13 protein-coding genes are annotated in these 17415 nt (G+C 65.3%); 9 read left to right on the top strand and 4 right to left on the bottom strand.

Features of this window, described 5'->3' with window-relative positions; all coding sequences use genetic code 11:
- Nucleotides 1-41: 41 nt before the first annotated feature.
- Both JJB99_RS07670 and JJB99_RS07665 read left to right on the top strand, forming a co-directional pair.
- Nucleotides 42-1307: a cytochrome P450 gene (locus JJB99_RS07670; protein ID WP_200498201.1), complete on the top strand. Its 1266-nt coding sequence runs from the start codon at nt 42-44 to the stop codon at nt 1305-1307.
- A gap of 169 nt (nt 1308-1476) precedes the next feature.
- Nucleotides 1477-2751, top strand: a complete 1275-nt coding sequence (locus JJB99_RS07665; RefSeq protein ID WP_200498200.1) for a cytochrome P450 — start codon at nt 1477-1479, stop codon at nt 2749-2751.
- 270 nt (nt 2752-3021) lie between these two features.
- Here the strand turns inward: JJB99_RS07665 and JJB99_RS07660 are convergent, their stop codons facing one another.
- Entirely contained in the window at nt 3022-3942 is a 921-nt protein-coding gene (locus tag JJB99_RS07660; RefSeq protein ID WP_200498199.1) for a LysR substrate-binding domain-containing protein, read from the bottom strand.
- Nucleotides 3943-4067: 125 nt separating this feature from the next.
- On the opposite strand from JJB99_RS07660, the gene JJB99_RS07655 reads away from it, so the two are divergent.
- The 4 genes from JJB99_RS07655 to mdlC all read left to right on the top strand — a co-directional run bounded on the left by JJB99_RS07655 (nt 4068) and on the right by mdlC (nt 8998).
- Complete coding sequence (locus tag JJB99_RS07655) at nt 4068-5237, top strand: acyl-CoA dehydrogenase family protein (RefSeq protein WP_200498198.1); 1170 nt, start codon at nt 4068-4070, stop codon at nt 5235-5237.
- Nucleotides 5238-5247: 10 nt separating this feature from the next.
- Nucleotides 5248-6351: a CaiB/BaiF CoA transferase family protein gene (locus JJB99_RS07650; RefSeq protein ID WP_200498197.1), complete on the top strand. Its 1104-nt coding sequence runs from the start codon at nt 5248-5250 to the stop codon at nt 6349-6351.
- 15 nt (nt 6352-6366) lie between these two features.
- A complete protein-coding gene (locus JJB99_RS07645) occupies nt 6367-7215 on the top strand; it encodes an FAS1-like dehydratase domain-containing protein (protein ID WP_200498196.1) in 849 nt (282 codons plus the stop codon).
- 160 nt (nt 7216-7375) lie between these two features.
- Nucleotides 7376-8998, top strand: a complete 1623-nt coding sequence (gene mdlC, locus JJB99_RS07640) for a benzoylformate decarboxylase (RefSeq protein WP_200498195.1) — start codon at nt 7376-7378, stop codon at nt 8996-8998.
- Between the two features lie 236 nt (nt 8999-9234).
- Here the strand turns inward: mdlC and JJB99_RS07635 are convergent, their stop codons facing one another.
- Nucleotides 9235-10029, bottom strand: coding sequence for an SDR family oxidoreductase (locus JJB99_RS07635; RefSeq protein WP_200498194.1), 795 nt, complete (start codon nt 10027-10029; stop codon nt 9235-9237).
- A 39-nt stretch (nt 10030-10068) separates the two neighbouring features.
- Nucleotides 10069-10764: a PAQR family membrane homeostasis protein TrhA gene (gene trhA / locus JJB99_RS07630; protein WP_200498193.1), complete on the bottom strand. Its 696-nt coding sequence runs from the start codon at nt 10762-10764 to the stop codon at nt 10069-10071.
- Between the two features lie 183 nt (nt 10765-10947).
- Between trhA and JJB99_RS07625 the strand changes: the two genes are divergently transcribed.
- Nucleotides 10948-12417, top strand: a complete 1470-nt coding sequence (locus JJB99_RS07625) for a YcjX family protein (protein WP_200498192.1) — start codon at nt 10948-10950, stop codon at nt 12415-12417.
- A complete protein-coding gene (locus tag JJB99_RS07620) occupies nt 12414-13442 on the top strand; it encodes a YcjF family protein (protein WP_200498191.1) in 1029 nt (342 codons plus the stop codon). Before JJB99_RS07625 ends, JJB99_RS07620 begins: the two co-directional genes overlap by 4 nt.
- A gap of 111 nt (nt 13443-13553) precedes the next feature.
- On the opposite strand, the gene JJB99_RS07615 is transcribed toward JJB99_RS07620, so the two are convergent.
- Entirely contained in the window at nt 13554-15143 is a 1590-nt protein-coding gene (locus JJB99_RS07615; protein ID WP_246775290.1) for a glycosyltransferase family 39 protein, read from the bottom strand.
- A gap of 394 nt (nt 15144-15537) precedes the next feature.
- On the opposite strand from JJB99_RS07615, the gene JJB99_RS07610 reads away from it, so the two are divergent.
- Nucleotides 15538-17268 carry an adenylate/guanylate cyclase domain-containing protein gene (locus tag JJB99_RS07610; protein ID WP_200498190.1) on the top strand — a complete coding sequence of 577 codons (1731 nt, stop codon included), beginning with the start codon at nt 15538-15540 and terminating at the stop codon, nt 17266-17268.
- Nucleotides 17269-17415 lie beyond the last annotated feature (147 nt).

Genomic DNA, 17415 nt, shown 5'->3' with positions numbered 1-17415 from the left:
AATTCAACGAGAACGCGCGGTCGATGTCAGGGAGAACGGTCATGCATGGGACGATCGAGAGCGCGGCGAAGCTCGACGCACTTCGCGCACGCGCCACGTCGCTGCCGCTGGAGCAGTTCGATCCGGGCGATCCTGAATTGTTCAGGACCGATACGTTCTGGCCATATTTCGACCGGCTGCGCCGTGAGGATCCCGTGCACTATTGCAAGGACTCGATGTTCGGGCCGTACTGGTCGGTGACGCGCTACAACGACATCATGGAGATCGAGACCAATCACGCCGTGTTCTCCTCGGCCTCGGCGCTCGGCGGCATCACCATCCGCGACATCGACCCGGATTTGCGCCGCGAGAGTTTCATCTCGATGGACCCGCCGCGCCACGCCGCGCAGCGCAAGAGCGTGGCGCCAATGTTCACGCCGACGCATCTGGACAATCTCGCCATCAACATCCGCAAGCGCTCCGCCGAGTGCCTGGACAATCTGCCGCGCGGCGAGGTGTTCGACTGGGTCGATCAGGTCTCGATCGAGCTGACCACGCAGATGCTGGCGGTGCTGTTCGACTTTCCCTGGGAGGATCGCCGCAAGCTGACGCGCTGGTCCGATATCGCCACCACCATTCCCGGCCCGGACGGCCTCGTCGCGACCGAGGACGAGCGGCAGGTCGAGCTGACGGAATGCGCGCAGTATTTCTCGCGGCTGTGGAAGGAGCGCATCGCCCAGCCGCTGAAGAGCGACCTTTTGTCGATGATGGCCCACAGTGACGCCACCCGCGACATGGACGCGAAAAACTTCCTCGGCAATCTCATCCTCCTGATCGTCGGCGGCAATGACACCACCCGCAACACCATGTCGGGCTCGCTGCTCGCGCTGAGCCAGCATCCGGAGCAGTATCGCAAGCTGCGCGATAATCCGGCGCTGCTCGACAGCTTCGTGCCGGAGGTGATCCGCTGGCAGACGCCGCTGGCGCATATGCGCCGCACCGCGCTCTCCGATTTCGAGTTCCGCGGCAAGCAGATCAAGAAGGGTGACAAGGTCGTGATGTGGTACGTTTCGGGCAACCGCGACGAGGAGGCGATCGAAAAGCCCTATGATTTCATCATCGACCGCGCCCGCCCCCGCACGCACCTCTCGTTCGGCTTCGGCATCCACCGTTGCGTCGGCTTGCGGCTTGCCGAGCTCCAGCTCAAGATCATCTGGGAAGAGATCCTGAAGCGGTTCGACCATATTGATGTGGTCGGCGAACCCAGGCGGGTCTATTCGAGTTTCGTAAAGGGACTCGAAAGCTTGCCCGTGAAGATTGCGGCGTGAGTTAAACCACGAGGATGCCGCGCCCCCTCTCCCGCTTGCGGGAGAGGGTTGGGGAGAGGGTGCCTCCGCAACGGGACAATCCCCGAGAGGATAGAGCCCTCACCCGGCGCTACGCGCCCACCTCTCCCACAAGCGGGAGAGGTTAAGCAGACACACTGGAGCCACCACCATGAACATTCAAGCGCCGGTTAAAGTGGACAAAGCCGAACGCATGCGCAGAGCCCGCGAGGAGGCCTATGCGACACCGCTGGCGCAATTCCACCCCGGCGCGCCCAGGCTATTCCAGGACGACACCCTGTGGCCGTGGTTCGAGCGGCTGCGCAAGGAAGAGCCGGTGCATTACTGCACCAATGCGCCGATCGAGCCCTATTGGTCGGTGGTGAAATACAACGACATCATGCATGTCGACACCAATCACGGCATCTTCTCCTCGGACTCGACGCTCGGCGGCATCTCGATCCGAGACGTGCCTGATGGTTACGATTGGCCGAGCTTCATCGCGATGGACCAACCCAAGCACTCGGCACAGCGCAAGACGGTGTCGCCGATGTTCACGCCGACCCATCTGGACGAGCTGGCAAAGCTGATCCGTCAGCGTTCGCGGACCGTGCTGGACAACCTGCCGCGCAACGAGACCTTCAACTTCGTCGAGCGCGTCTCGATCGAGCTGACGACGCAGATGTTGGCGACCCTGTTCGATTTTCCCTGGGAGGAGCGGCGCAAGCTGACGCGCTGGTCGGACGTCTCGACCGCGCTGCCCAAGAGCGGCATCGTCGCGTCGGCCGAAGAGCGCCGCCGCGAGATGGACGAATGCTACGCCTATATGTCCAAGCTGTGGAACGAGCGCGTCAACGCCGCGCCGCGCAACGACCTCCTGTCGCTGATGGCGCACAATGACGCCACCCGCCACATGGACCCCGACAACCTCATGGGCAACATCATCCTGCTGATCGTCGGCGGCAATGACACGACGCGGAATACCATGACCGGCTCGGTGCTGGCGCTGAACGAGAACCCGGACCAATACGACAAGCTGCGCGCCAATCCGGAGCTGATCGATTCCATGGTGCCGGAGGTGATCCGCTGGCAGACGCCGCTGGCGCATATGCGGCGCACGGCGTTGCAAGACACCGAGATCGGCGGCAAGCACATCAGGAAGGGCGACCGCGTCGTGATGTGGTACGTCTCCGGCAACCGCGACGAGGAGATGTTCGAGAGGCCGAACGATTTCATCATCGACCGCCCGCGCCCGCGCACGCATCTCTCCTTCGGCTTCGGCATTCACCGCTGCGTCGGCATGCGCCTCGCCGAGCTGCAGCTCAAGATTGTCTGGGAGGAGATGCTGAAGCGGTTCGACCGGATCGAGGTGGTCGGCGAGCCCAAGCGGATCTATTCGAGCTTCATCAAAGGCTATGAGTCGCTGCCGGTAAGGATTCCGGGGTAGCCGCGCTTCTACGGACTCCCTTGAGGCAAGCCGCCTCCTCAAGCTTCCCTGTCATGCTCCGCGAAAGCGGGGCATCCAGTACGCCGCGGCCTCTCGGTTTAGCCGCGCGGTCTCTGGAATGTGGATTGCCCGCCCCAGTGCGCAAGCGCGCACAAGGCGGGCAATGACACCGGAGTATGGAGCCGCCAGCTATAAAATTCCGGCATGACAGCTCGCACAACATGCGAAGGGTTGCTCGCGGCCTTCTGTCCTAAACCGCGTTGAAAGCACCTAACTCAACTTGATGTCCCACACGCCTTCCCTACGGCAGGCGGCGACTTCCTCGCGGAGCAGCGCGGTGACGGCCAGCGAGGCTGTGGAGGCCGGGCGGTCGATTGGAGAAGCGAAAATGAGCTCGCGCGTCATCGGCTTTGACACCGCTGTTGTTTCCAGCCGCCCATCCGCGACCTCGCCGTGGACCGATGACGGCGGCAACAACGCGAAGCCGAGCCCCTCTTCGACGAGGCTCGTCAGCACGCGGAACGAATCCGCTTCCAGCTGGACATTGAGCTTGATCTTGCGCTGCGCGGCGGCGTGCTCGATCAGCGCGCGAAGGCCGTGGGAATGACTGGGCAGCACCAGACGCTGCCGCAGCAGCCAGCCGATCTCGACGCTCTTCTTGCGCGCGAGCCCGCAGCCGCGCGGGCCGACCGCGACGATGTTGTCGCGCCCCAAGCTCTGCACGTTGAGATGCAGATCGGCCGAGCGGCCATAGAGGATCGCGAGATCCATCTCGCCGCGATGCAGCCATTCGACGAGATGGCCGCTGTAGCTCTCGACGATGCGCAGCGAGATGCCGGGAAATCTTTCGACGCAACGCCGCGCAAAGCGCGCCGACAGCACGCAGCTCACGGTCGGAACCAGGCCGAGCACGACCTGCCCCGAGGGCGGCCCCTTGGCCGACTGGATGTCGTCGCGGATCTGGTCCAGTTGCCGCACGATGCCGGAGGTGCGCACCAGCAGCAGGTGCCCCGCTTCCGTCAGCACCATGCCGCGGCCGTTGCGGGTGAACAGCTCCGTGCGCAGCTCGTGTTCCAGCAGTTTGATCTGCCTGGAAAGCGCCGGCTGCGCCACGCGCAGCGTGTCGGAGGCCTTGGAGAGGCTGCCGAGCTCCGCCACGCAACTGAAGGTCCTGAGCTGCCGGAAATCCATGCTTGCCAATCCTGGAAGGCTACTTCATACGCTATAGCAAATGAGCATAGGGGGCTGGCGATGTTTTCACAACGCCAGAGGGTTGGCCGGCGTTATCTTGACTGCCGCACCGAACAGGAAACGCCATGAGTGAAGACCACCACACCGAAGATCACGCCGACATCCGCGAGGCCGTCGCAAAGCTCTGCGCGCAGTTTCCCGGCGAATATTGGCGCAAGCTCGATCGCGAAATGGCTTACCCAAAAGCCTTCGTCGATGCGCTGACCGAGGCCGGCTATCTCTCGGTGCTGATCCCGGAAGAGTATGGCGGTGCAGGCCTGAAGCTCTCGGCTGCGGCGGCAATCCTGGAAGAGATCCAGCGCGCGGGCTGCAACGGCGGCGGCTGCCACGCCCAGATGTACACGATGGGCACGGTGCTGCGGCACGGCAATGCCGAGCAGAAGGCAAAATATCTGCCGAAGATCGCGAGCGGCGAATTGCGCCTGCAGGCCTTCGGAGTCACCGAGCCGACCAGCGGCACCGACACCTCCTCGCTCAAGACCTTTGCGCGCAAGGAGGGCAACGACAGCTACATCGTCAACGGCCAGAAGATCTGGACCAGCCGCGCCGAGCATTCCGACCTGATGATCCTGCTGGCCCGCACCACGCCGAAGGATCAGGTCAAGAAGCGCACCGATGGTCTTTCGGTGTTCATCGTCGACATGCGCGAGGCGAAGGGTAAGGGCCTCGAGATCCGCCCGATCCGCACCATGATGAACCACGCCACCACCGAAGTGTTCTTCACCGACATGAAGGTGCCGGCGGAGAATCTGATCGGCGAAGAGGGCAAGGGTTTTCGCTACATCCTCTCCGGCATGAATGCCGAACGCATCCTGATCGCCGCCGAATGCGTCGGCGATGCCAAATGGTTCATCGCCAAGGCGACGAACTACGCCAAGGAGCGCAGCGTGTTCGGCCGGCCGATCGGTCAGAATCAGGGCATCCAGTTCCCGATCGCCAAGGCTTACGCAGCGATGCGCGCGGCCGAGCTGATGGTGAAGGAAGCCACCCGCAAATACGAGGCCGGCCTCGACTGCGGCGCGGAGGCCAACATGGCAAAAATGCTGGCGGCGGATGCGTCCTGGGAGGCAGCGAATGCCTGCATCCAGACCTATGGCGGCTTCGGCTTCGCCGAGGAATACGACGTCGAGCGCAAATTCCGCGAGACGCGGCTCTATCAAGTCGCGCCGATCTCGACCAACCTCGTGCTGTCCTTCGTCGCCGAGCACGTGCTCGGCATGCCCCGCTCGTACTGAGGCCGCCATCATGGGAGCATTGGACGGCATCAGGGTGATTGCGGTCGAGCAGGCCGTGGCGGCGCCGTTCTGCTCCTCGCGGCTGGCGGATGCCGGCGCGGAGGTGATCAAGATCGAGCGGCCCGAGGGCGATTTCGCTCGCGGCTATGACGCGGCGGCCAAGGGCCAGAGCAGCTACTTCGTCTGGCTCAACCGCGGCAAGCAATCGGCGGTGGTCGATCTCACGACGAAGGAGGGCCGCGCCGAGCTGGAGCAGCTAATCGCCAGCGCCGACGTGCTGATCCAGAACCTCAAGCCCGGCTCGATGGACAAGCTCGGCTTTTCGCGCGAGCGGCTCTTGAAGGACTATCCAAAACTGATCTCGTGCACGATCACCGGCTATGGCGACGAGGGCCCTTACGCGCACCGCAAGGCCTATGACCTCCTGATCCAGGCCGAGAGCGGCCTGGCCTCGATCACCGGCAATCCCGATGGCGCCTCGCGCGTCGGCATGTCGATCGTGGATGTGGCGACCGGCGCCACCGCGCACGCAGCGATCCTGGAGGCGCTGATCGCGCGCGGGCGCACCGGCAAGGGCGCGGACATCCGCATCTCCATGTTCGACGTAATGGCGGACTGGTGCACCGTGCCGCTGCTCAATGCGGAAGCCGGCAATCCGCCCAAGCGCATGGGCCTGCGCCATCCCTCGATCGCGCCCTATGGCGTGTTCACCTCGAAGGACGGCAAGGACATTCTGATCTCGATCCAGAGCGAGCGCGAATGGAAGACGCTTTGCGCAAAGGTGCTCGATAAGCCCGACCTGCCGGCCGACCCGCGCGTCGCCAACATGGTCGAGCGCGTGCGCAACCGCGACTTCACCGATACGACGGTGGCGGATATCTTCGGCAAGATGACGCGGGACGAGCTGCTGAAACGGCTCTCCGACGCCGACATCGCCTTCGCCGAGGTTAACACCATGGCCGACCTTGCCAACCATCCGCATCTGCGCCGCATCGAGGTCGACACGCCGAACGGCCAGGTCAGCTATCCCGCGCCGGCCCCGATCATCGTCGGCGAGACGCGCGCCTACGGCGCGGTGCCTGCGATTGGCCAAAATCCAAAGTCCAAAAAGTAAGAAGAGCGAAGCGCCATGACCGGGAAGCTCGACATCGATCATTTGCGGCAATGGATCGGCCGCAGCACGGAGGCCAGCGACATCGTCACCGCGCAGCTCGTCAAGGGACTGCGCGCGACGCTATTCCAGGAGGTCGGCGAGCCCAAGACGGGCGATGCCGCGCCATTCACCGTGCATTGGTGTCTGGCGCAGCCGGTGTTTCCGATGTCGATGCTCGGGCCCGACGGCCACCCGACCCGCGGCGGCTTCCTGCCGCCGGTGCCGCTGCCGCGCCGGATGTGGGCCGGCGGCGAGATCCAGTTCTTGCAGCCGCTGCAGGTCGGCGATGAATCGACGCGGACCTCGCGCATCGCCGACGTGCAGGTGAAGACGGGATCGACCGGCACTTTGTGCTTCGTCTCGGTCGAGCACAGCATCTCTTGCCCACGGGGCACCGCGATCCGCGAGCGGCAGGACATCGTCTATCGCGAGATGACGAGCAGTGCGCCCGCTGGCAAGACCCCGCCTCCCCCGCCGACGGCGCAGCATCGCGAGATCCATGTCTCCGATCCCGTGCTGCTGTTCCGCTACTCCGCGCTGACCTTCAACGGCCACCGCATCCATTACGACCGCGACTATGTCACCAAGGTCGAGGGTTACCCTGGTCTCATTTTCCATGGCCCCTTGCAGGCGGCTTTGATCATCGAGATGGCGGCGAAGCTGCGCGGCGGCAAGGCGCCGAAGAAGTTTTCGTATCGCGGCGTGCAGCCCCTGTTCGAGGGCACTGAGTTCTCCGTGAATGCCACCGAGACCGCTGATGGCATGGAGCTGTGGACCGCGAATGCGGAGGGGCAGCCGACGATGAAGGGGACGGCGGTGTGGTGACGACGCCCCCGTCATTGCGAGCGGCGACGTGACGATCTAGACCCTCACCCTGTGGAGCCGCGCAGCGGCGTCTCGAGGGCGGGGCCACCAGCCGGGCCTTCATGCTTCGAGACGCGCGTTCCGCGCTTCTCAGGATGAGGAAAGAACAGGGACGGAAACCATGTCCAAGAACGGCAAGACCGGCAGCAAGTCCGTCACCGTCAAGCAGGCCACCCTCGACCTGCTGCGATCTTTCGGCATCAAAAAAGTGTTCGGCAATCCCGGCTCGACCGAGCTGCCGTTCCTGAGCGACTGGCCCGACGACATCGACTACGTGCTGGCGCTGCAGGAAGCGTCCGCCGTCGGCATGGCCGACGGTTACGCGCAGGCGACGCGCAACGCCGGCTTCGTCAATCTGCATTCGGCTGCCGGCGTCGGCAATGCGCTCGGAAACATCTACACCGCGCATCGCAACCAGACGCCGCTGGTGATCACCGCGGGCCAGCAGGCGCGATCGATCCTGCCGCTGCAGGCCTTCCTCTATGCCGAGCGCGCCTCCGAGTTTCCGCGGCCCTACGTCAAGTACAGCGTCGAGCCGGCGCGGCCCGAGGATGTGCCGGCCGCGATCGCGCGGGCCTATTACACCGCGATGCAGCCGCCGTGCGGGCCGACCTTCGTGTCGATCCCGATCGATGACTGGACACATGCCTGCGCGCCGGTCGAGGCGCGCAAGGTCAGCCGCGAGATCGGGCCGGAGCTTGAGGCGATGAAGGCGCTGGTCGCGGCACTCGGTTCTGCAAAGCACCCTGCTCTCGTCGTCGGGCCCGGCGTCGACCGCGCCGGCGCGGTCGATCTGATGGTGCGTGTCGCCGAGAAGGCCAAGGCCAGCGTCTGGGTCAGCCCGTTCTCGGCGCGCTGCTCGTTTCCCGAACGGCATCCGCAATTCGCAGGCTTCCTGCACGCCTCGCCGGCGCAACTCTCCGACGCATTGCGCGCGCACGACCTCGTGGTCGTGATCGGCGCGCCGGTGTTTACCTTCCACGTCGAGGGCCACGCCGCGATCTTCGACGGCGGCGCGACGATCTTCCAGATCACCGACGATCCGGACGCGGCCGCGGTGACGCCGGTCGGCACCAGCATCATCGCCACCATGAAGCCGGCGCTGAGTCTGTTGCTCGACCAGCTGCCCGAGAGCAAACGCGCGACGCCGAAAGGCCGCACGCTGCTGCCGGCGCCATCAGCCGCCGATCCGCTGCCCGTCGAATTCCTGCTGCATTCGCTGTCGCAGGCGATGCCGGATGGCGCCTCGCTGGTCGAGGAAGTGCCCTCGCACCGGCCCGCGATGCAGAAATTCATGCCGATGCCCGGCCAGGACAGTTTTTACACGATGGCGAGTGGCGGCCTCGGCTATTCCCTGCCCGCCGCGGTCGGCATGGCGCTGGGCAAACCGAAGCAGCGCACGGTGTGCTTGATCGGCGACGGCTCGGCGATGTACTCCATCCAGGCACTCTGGACCGCCGCGCAGCGCAAGCTGCCGCTCACCGTCGTCGTCATCAACAATTCCGGCTACGGCGCGATGCGCTCGTTCAGCCAGGTGATGCAGGTGCGGAACGTGCCCGGGCTGGAGCTGCCGGGAATCGATTTCGTGCGGCTCGCCGAAGGCATGGGCTGCGATGCGGCGCGGGTGAGCAAGGCGGCCGAGCTCGGCGATGCGCTGAAGCGCGGGATGGCGTTTGAGGGCACCTGCCTCATAGAGGTCGTCGTGGATTCGGCGGTGCCGGTGCTGTACGGGCAGAAGCATTAGGGCGAATGCCGCCACACACGCAGCTGTCATTGCCCCGCCTTGTGCGCAATTGCGCACTGGGGCGCGCGATCCAGTACTCCGAGGCCGCAGTGATTAAATCGAGAAGCCGCGGAGTACTGGATGCCCCGCCTGCCGCCTACGCTAAAGCTTCGGCGCCCCTGGATCTCAACCCCGGCGAAGCCTTGGCGTAGACGGGTCGCGGGGCATGACAGCGTCAATTGCGGGAACAGCGTCGGCTACTTCCCGAACTCCTCCCGCATCCTTGCCTGGATCTTGGCCATGCCGCCGATCCAGCGGTCGTAGTTCTCGGTCTTCTTGCGCATGTAGCCGAGCACCTGGGGGTGCGGCAGGATCAGGAACGTCTCCTCCGCAAGGCCGGCGAGCACGTCCTTCGCCACCTGTTCCGGCGTGAGATCGCCATCACCGGATTGCGGGCCCTTTGGGATCGAGCGCAGCATGTTGGTGTCGACGCCCTGCGGGCACAGGATCGACACCTTGATATTGTCAGCCTTGTGCGAGATCGCGAGATTTTCGGCAAAGCCAACCGCGGCATGTTTTGTCGTCGAATAGGCCGGGCTGCCGACCTGCGAGAGCAGGCCCGCGGCCGAGATGGTGTTGAGGAAATAGCCGCCGCCGCGCGCCTTCATGCGGGGGACGAGATGCCGCGCCGCATAGACATGCGCCATGACATGGATCGCCCAGCTGCGCTGCCAGGGCTCGTCCGAATTGCCGCCGGCATTGACCGACATCGGATCGAAGCCGCCGCCGATGCCGGCATTGGAGCAGAACAGCTCGATCGGCCCGAACTGCCGTTCGGTCTCCTCGATGACGTGCGAAATATCCTTTTCCTGCGCGACGTCGCATTTGAACGCTGCACCGTCCACCGTGGCGGCGACCGCCCTCGCATTGCCGACGTCCATGTCGGCGACGACGACCTTGGCCGCGCCTGCCTGATGAAAGGCCTCGCACAGCGCCTTGCCGATGCCGTTTGCGCCGCCCGTGACGACCACGACCTTGCCGGTCACCTGCATGCGACGTCTCCTCTTGATGATACCGCTTCTTGAGCTTGCTCAGCTCAGCACGAGGTCGAGCACCGCGGTATAATGGCACGCCGCGCCAGCCAAGACAAAGCCGTGCCAGATCGCGTTCTGGAAGCGCAGCCGCCGCCAGGCGTGGAAGATCACGCCAAGGCTGTAGAGCAGGCCACCGGCAAAAATGAAGCCCAGCACCAGGGCGGGCAAAGCCTTGACCACGGAATCGTAGAGCATCATTCCGCTCCAGCCCATGGCGAGATAGATGCCGACCGCGACGCGGTCGAACCGACCGGGATATCGGAGCTTCAGCACGATACCAACGATAGCGACGCACCAGACACAGACGAGCAGCGCCAGCGCGAACACACTGTCCTTCAGCTCCAGGATGAACGGCGTGTAAGTCGCGGCGATCAGCAGATAGATCGCGGAATGGTCGAACCGCCGCAGCAGCCATTTGGCCGGCGAGACCGGCCAGAGGTTATAAGTCGCCGACAGCACCAGCATCGACAGCAGGCCGGCGACATAGATCGAGACGCCGACGATATCTGTGGCGTCGGCGTAGACCGCCGCCAGCACCACCAGCACGGTCGCTGCAATGGTGCCGGCGAGGAGGCCGATCGCATGGATGATTCCGTCAGCGATCAGCTCGGCGCGATCGTAGTTCCAGCCCATCGCGTCGGCTGCGGCGTGCACGGAGGTGGAGGCAAACTGTTTCAGTCTGAACACGGTCATGACAATCCGAGAATGGCTGAGGCAATGCTCTCTTTTATGGTCCTTCAGGACCGGCGCGTCGTTCAAACGGCTGATTTGCCGACAAAGGCGGTGGAAGTATGAAGCTTGATTTTTATCAGGCAGTTGCCACTTTTGTGACTAATCCGTTTTGCGTATCCCTCGCCCGAGCCCCCTCACCTTCATATGGCATTCAGTTTCCAGGATATGGTCGAGGAGGCGCGCCTGTCGGCGCGGGCGCTGATCGACTATGGCGAGCATTTTTTCAATCCGACGGTGCGGCTTGGCGTCACCGGCCTGTCGCGGGCCGGCAAGACGGTGTTCATCACGGCACTGATCCATGGCCTCACCCGCGGCGGCCGGTTTCCGGTGTTCGAGGCCTATGCCTCGGGCCGGATCGCGCGGGCGCATCTGGCGCCGCAGCCGGACGATGCCGTGCCGCGCTTTTCCTATGAGAGCCATCTGCGCGCGCTGATCGAGGAGCGGCGCTGGCCGAGCTCGACCGTCGACATCAGCGAGCTGCGCCTCGTCATCGACTACCAGCGCCCGAATGGCGCGGACCGCACGCTGACGCTCGATATCGTCGACTATCCCGGCGAATGGCTGCTCGACTTGCCGCTGCTGCAAAAGAGCTATGAGCAATGGTCCGCCGAAAGCCTTGCGCTGTCGCGGGAGGCGCCGCGCGCGCATCTCGCCGCGGAGTGGCACGCGCATCTTGCGACGCTCAAGCCCGAAGCACGCGAGGATGAACAGGCGACGCTGACGGCCGCAAAGCTGTTCACCAGCTACTTGCGCGCCTGCCGCGACGAGCGGTTTGCGATGAGCCTGCTGCCGCCCGGCCGCTTCCTGATGCCCGGCAATCTCGCCGACACGCCGGCGCTGACCTTTGCGCCGCTGGACGTGCCCGCGGGCGGACAGGCGGGCGAGGGATCGCTATGGGCGATGATGGTGCGCCGCTATGAGGCCTACAAGGACGTTGTGGTGCGGCCGTTCTTCCGCGATCATTTCGCAAGGCTCGATCGCCAGATCGTGCTGGCCGATGCGCTCGCCGCGTTCAACTCCGGCCCCGAGGCGCTGCACGATCTCGAAGCCGCGCTCGCGGGCATTCTCGACTGCTTCAACATCGGCCGCAGCACGATTCTATCCAGCCTGTTCCGGCCGCGCATCGACCGCATCCTGTTCGCGGCGACCAAGGCGGATCATCTGCATCATTCCAGCCACGACCGGCTCGAGGCGGTGCTGCGTCGCGCCGTGAGCCGCGCCGTCGCGCGTGCGGAAAATACTGGCGCGCAGATCGACGTCGTCGCGCTCGCCGCGGTACGCGCCACGCGCGAGGCGCAGGTTGCGCATGGCCGCGACAAATTGCCTTCGATCCTGGGAACGCCAGCCGCGGGCGAAAGCGCCGGCGGCGAGTTCTTTGACGGCAACACGGAAGTCGCGACCTTTCCGGGCGACCTGCCGCTGGATCCCGAGCCGCTGTTCAACGGCGCGGACGCGTTCCGGGGGCTGTCGACGCAGGCCGCCGAGACAAGCGATTTTCGCTTCCTGCGCTTCCGTCCGCCCAAGCTCGAGCGCGAGGGCGACAGCGAGCCGGCGCTGCCACACATCCGCCTCGACCGTGCCTTGCAGTTCCTGATCGGAGACAAGCTGTCATGAACGACCGATCGAAGCCACGACGGCCGGCGACGTTCCGGCTCGACGATCCCGGCGTCATCGTCAGCGAATCCGACGAGACCAGTCGGCTCGGCCGCGCCACCATCCAGATCACGCCGGAGCCCGATCCATCGAACTTCCCGGTGCCAATCGAAACCGCACTTCCCGCGCGACGCCGCTTTCCCTGGGGCACGCTGTTCTGGTCCGGCCTTGCCGGCCTGACGCTGCTCGGCACCGGGCTTGGCGTGGTGCACCTGATCGAGGACCTGTTTGCGCGCAGCGAAAGCCTCGGCTTCGTCGGACTTGCCTTCGCCTTCGTCACCGCGCTTGCGCTGGCCGTGGTGATCGGCCGCGAGGCGTTTGGCCTCGCGCGCCTCACAATCATCGAGAAGCTGCATCAACGCGCAGCCGCGGTGCTTGCCAGCGACGATCGCAAGGAGAGCCGCGTCATCGTGCAGGACCTGCTCAAGATCGCGCACCAGAATCCACAGCTGGCGCGCGCCCGCGCCAAGCTGGAAAGCCACGCCGGCGAGATCATCGACGGCGCCGACATGATCCGGCTCGCCGAACGCGAGCTGATGTCGCCGCTCGATGCGGAAGCGCGACGGCTGGTTTCGTCGGCCGCACAAAAGGTCTCGATCGTGACGGCGGTGAGCCCGCGCGCGGCAATCGACGTGATGTTCGTGTTTGTCGCCGCGCTGCGCCTGATCCGCCAGCTCGCCTTCCTCTACGGTGGCCGCCCCGGCGCACTCGGCATGATCCGCCTGCTCCGCCAAATCATCGCCCATCTCGCCATCACCGGCGGCATGGCCGCGAGCGACAGCCTGGTGCAGCAGATGCTGGGACACGGGATTGCGGCAAAGCTTTCGCAGCGGTTGGGCGAAGGCGTGCTGAACGGATTGCTGACGGCGCGGCTGGGCCTCGCCGCGATCGACGTGACGCGACCACTACCGTTCGCGGCGCTGCCGCCCCCGAAGCTGTCGGACCTCGCGACGGATCTGCTGCGGAAGAAGGACGAGGAAGAGTAGCGGCTCTTCTACCCTCCCCTGAACGGGGAGGGTCGGCTCGCAGCGCGTCAGCGATGCGAGACGGGGTGGGGTGACGGTCTCTCCACCTCGCATGCTGCCCGCGTGGAGAGATCACGCCACCCCGCTCGCGCTGCGCGCGATCGACCCTCCCCCTCCAGGGGAGGGTAAGAAAAGGCGCGCCAGTCTCGCCCTGAACTCGCCCGCCAGCACGCGCCACTGGAACAACGGCGAATCTTTTGGCGGTGACAGGTCCGGCGTCCAGCCCGTCAGCTTTTCCAGCACATAGGTATCCGTCAGCACGCCGCGCCAGCGGCGTTCGACTTCGCCGAGCGGCTGGCGCTGCGCGGAGATCGAATCCCACACCGGTGCGCGATTGTCCGGCTCGCGGCCGACATAGATGCCGGCGTGGCCCTTGATCCTGTTCATTCCGGGATCACGGAAATCCTGAAAGCGGCCGCGCTCGTTGATCTCCACGACAGGCACGCGGCCGCGGAACAGCCAGCGCATCATGGCGTAGGTACGATAGTCCGTGGTCGCGATCCAGGTCGCGCCGGTCTCGTCGAGTGCGGCCTGGGCGCGCGCGGCGAGCTGCTCGTAGCCAGCTTCGGCGCCGATCGGGTCGATCTTGCCGAGCAGATTCCACGGCGCGGCGACGTAGTACAGGAACACGATCACGACGAAGGCGACGCCCGAGACCACCGCAATGTTGAGCCAGAGAACACTCGACCGGATCAGCCGCGCCGGCCAGCCCTCACGCGACAGCATGACGAGGTTGACGGCGGCGGCGGCGAAGCCGACCGGCCACATGAACATCGGCCAGGTATCGCCGACCCGGAGCGTCATCGACTTCACGAGGAAATAGAGGAACGGCACCAGCACCGCGGTCGACAGCAGGATCGCGACTGGCTCGCGCGCGCGATAGCCGCGCCATGCCGTCATCGCCAAAGCCGACAGCACGACCGGCAGCATGACGAAGCCGACCAGGCCGAATTGCAGGCCGATGTAATCGCCGATCGTCCGCAGCGAGATGCCGTAATTGGCGGTGGCGCGCACGCCCTGGAAACGGAACGAGGCCCAATCGTGCTGCGCGTTCCAGATCAGCACCGGCGAGAAGATTGCGACCGCGATCAGCACCGCGAGGTAAGGATAAGGGCTGCGCAGCCAGCGCCAGCGCCAGTCCGGCACCAGCAGGAACGCCGCAACCGCGGGGGCGAACATGATCGCGGTGAATTTCGACAGCAGCGACAACCCCGCGAACAGTCCGGCCGCGAGCCACCAGCGGCCGTCGCCGCTTTGCGCCAGCCGCACCAGCGACCACATCATCGCCACCGCGAACGGGATCATAGCGACGTCGGGGGCAACCTTGGCCATCAGCAGGCCGTAATAGAGCGCGGCTTCCGGCATCAGCACCGCGAACATGACCGCGCGCGCATCATGGGTGAGGCGGCGGACGATGTCGGCGAGCAGCAGCTGCGTCACCAGCATGGCGACGATGCCGCCGAAGCGCACGCCGAGGACGGTGTCGCCGAAGATCGCGGTGCCGAAGCGGACGAGCCAGGCAATCATCGGAGGATGATCGAGGAAGCTTAACGCTCCCTCCTTCGACCAGGTCCAGTAATAGGCCTCGTCGGTGCGCAGCTCGATCGCGGAGGCATAGACGATGCGCAGCAGCGTCATTGCGGCGATGACGAGCGCGGCCATGAGGAGGAGCCGGCGGGCGGCGGCGTCTGGCTTCGCAGAGATGTCGGGAGCGATCGTCACAGCCGCGCTTTTCCCCGACTTGGGAGAGGGAGTCAATGTGGGGCGCCAACGTCGGTGTCGTCCCGGGCAAGCGAGAGCGCAGACGCGAGACCCGTAATCACAGGGAGAAGCTGCCGGACGAGCTGGTAACGAACCTCGCCAAACACCTGCCTGTGGTTATGGATCCCGGATCGGCGCGCGCCTGGGGGTGCGCTTGTCCGGGACGACAGCAGTGGGCGTGGTGTCTTCCCTACTGTTTCGTAATCTTGCCGCGCATGTGACCTCACAACCTGTCCACTCCGGGAATTAAACGCTAGGCTGGCTGTTCTCCTTCATGAACTGATACAACCGAATCATGGCCGCCGCTCCCGCACAGATGTCCGAACTCGTCCGCTCGACCGGCGTGCGGCAGGTGCGGCTGGTCTGCGGCATCATCCTGTTCGCCTATGTGGTCAGCCATTTCCTCAACCATGCGCTCGGCAACATCTCGGTCGATGCCATGGAGATCGGCGTCACCTATCACATGGCGTTCTGGCAATTCCTGCCCGTCGCGATCCTGTTCTACACCGCAGCGCTCACCCATATGGGGCTCGGCGTCTATGCCCTGTACCAGCGCCGGCAGTTCCGCTGGAAGACCATCGAGCCGCTCCAGCTCGTGCTGGGCCTCAGCATCCCTGTCCTGGTCATGGCGCATGTGATCGGCGTGCGGCTCGGCCAGACGCTGTACGGACACCAGAAGCACTATCCGCAGGAGCTCTATCTGTTCTTCGTCGGGTCGAACCGCATCTGGACCATGACCATCCTGCTGATCATCGCCTGGGTCCACGGCTGCATCGGCATCTATTTCTGGCTTCGGCTCAAGCCGTTCTTCGCGCGCGCGGCGCCCTATCTGCTCGCGGCCGCCGTGCTGATCCCGACGCTGGCGCTGCTCGGCGTCTACCAGGGCGGCCGCAGCATCGTGGTCGAGGCCGATGATGGCGAGTGGCGCACACACAATTTCACCAGCCGTCAGGTCGGCACGGTTGCGGAGGCTGACACGCTCGAGCGCATCACCGGCGCCGTCACCCTTGGCTATCTCGGCCTGCTCGGACTGGCGCTGGCGGCGCGCGGGTTGCGCGCCCTGCGCGAACGGCGCGGCGGCATGATCGCGCTGTCCTACGGCAACGGCAAGACGGTGCGCGTGCCAAAGGGCCTGTCGGTGCTGGAGGCGAGCCTGCGCCACAACGTGCCGCATGCCAGTGTCTGCGGCGGCCGTGCCCGCTGCTCGACCTGCCGCATCCGCATCATTGGCGACCATGCCGCCCTGCCCGAACCGTCGCAGCGCGAGGCCTTCGTGCTCGCCCGCGTCGGCACCGCCGATCCCTCGATCCGTCTCGCCTGCCAGCTGCGGCCGGAGTGCGACCTCTCCTTCTTCCAGCTCTTCGCGCCACACACACATGCGGCGGCCGGGCAGGCCACGACGCCCGCGCGAATCGGCCAGGAGCGCTATCTCGTCAGCCTGTTCGTGGACATGCGCGGCTCGACGCAGCTTGCCGAGAAGCGGCTGCCGTTCGACACCGTCTTCATCGTCAACCGTTTCCTCGGCGCGGTCTCGCAGGCCGTGATCGAGAACGGCGGTCAGCCCAACCAGTTCGTCGGCGACGGCATGCTGGCCTTGTTCGGGCTGTCGGCCGATGCGCAAACGGCCTGCCGGCAGGCGCTGAAGGCAGCCAGCAGCATTGCCACGCATATCGACGAGCTCAACGAGCTCCTGAGCCACGATCTGCGCCAGCCGATCCGCTTCGGTATCGGCATTCATGGCGGCGAGGTCATCATCGGCGACATCGGCTATCGCGATCACATCGTCTTCACCGCGCTCGGCGACGCCGTCAACGTCGCCGCCCGCCTCCAGGACATGACCAAGACGCTCGCCTGTGAAGCGATCGTCTCCGAGGAGGTACGCCGCACCGCAGGCCTTGCCGGGGACGCATTGCCGCAGCAGCAGGTCGCGATCCGCGGCCGCGACGAGCCGATGGCGGTGAGTGTCGTTGCGGATGCGAGGGGGCTGGCGGCGCTGGTCGAACGAGGCGAGCGCGTGGCGGCGTGACTCTTCACCTCTCCCCGCTTGCGGGGAGAGGTCGGAATTCGCGCGCAGCGCGGATTTCCGGGTGAGGGGGTACAGGTTTCACGACAGTCACACGCGCGGAGAGAAGCCCCTCACGCCAACCCTCTCCCCGTAAGAAACGGGGCGGGA

This window comes from Bradyrhizobium diazoefficiens (assembly GCF_016616235.1).
Taxonomy (GTDB): Bacteria; Pseudomonadota; Alphaproteobacteria; order Rhizobiales; family Xanthobacteraceae; genus Bradyrhizobium; species Bradyrhizobium diazoefficiens_H.
This window is presented reverse-complemented; position numbering and strand designations above follow the sequence as displayed.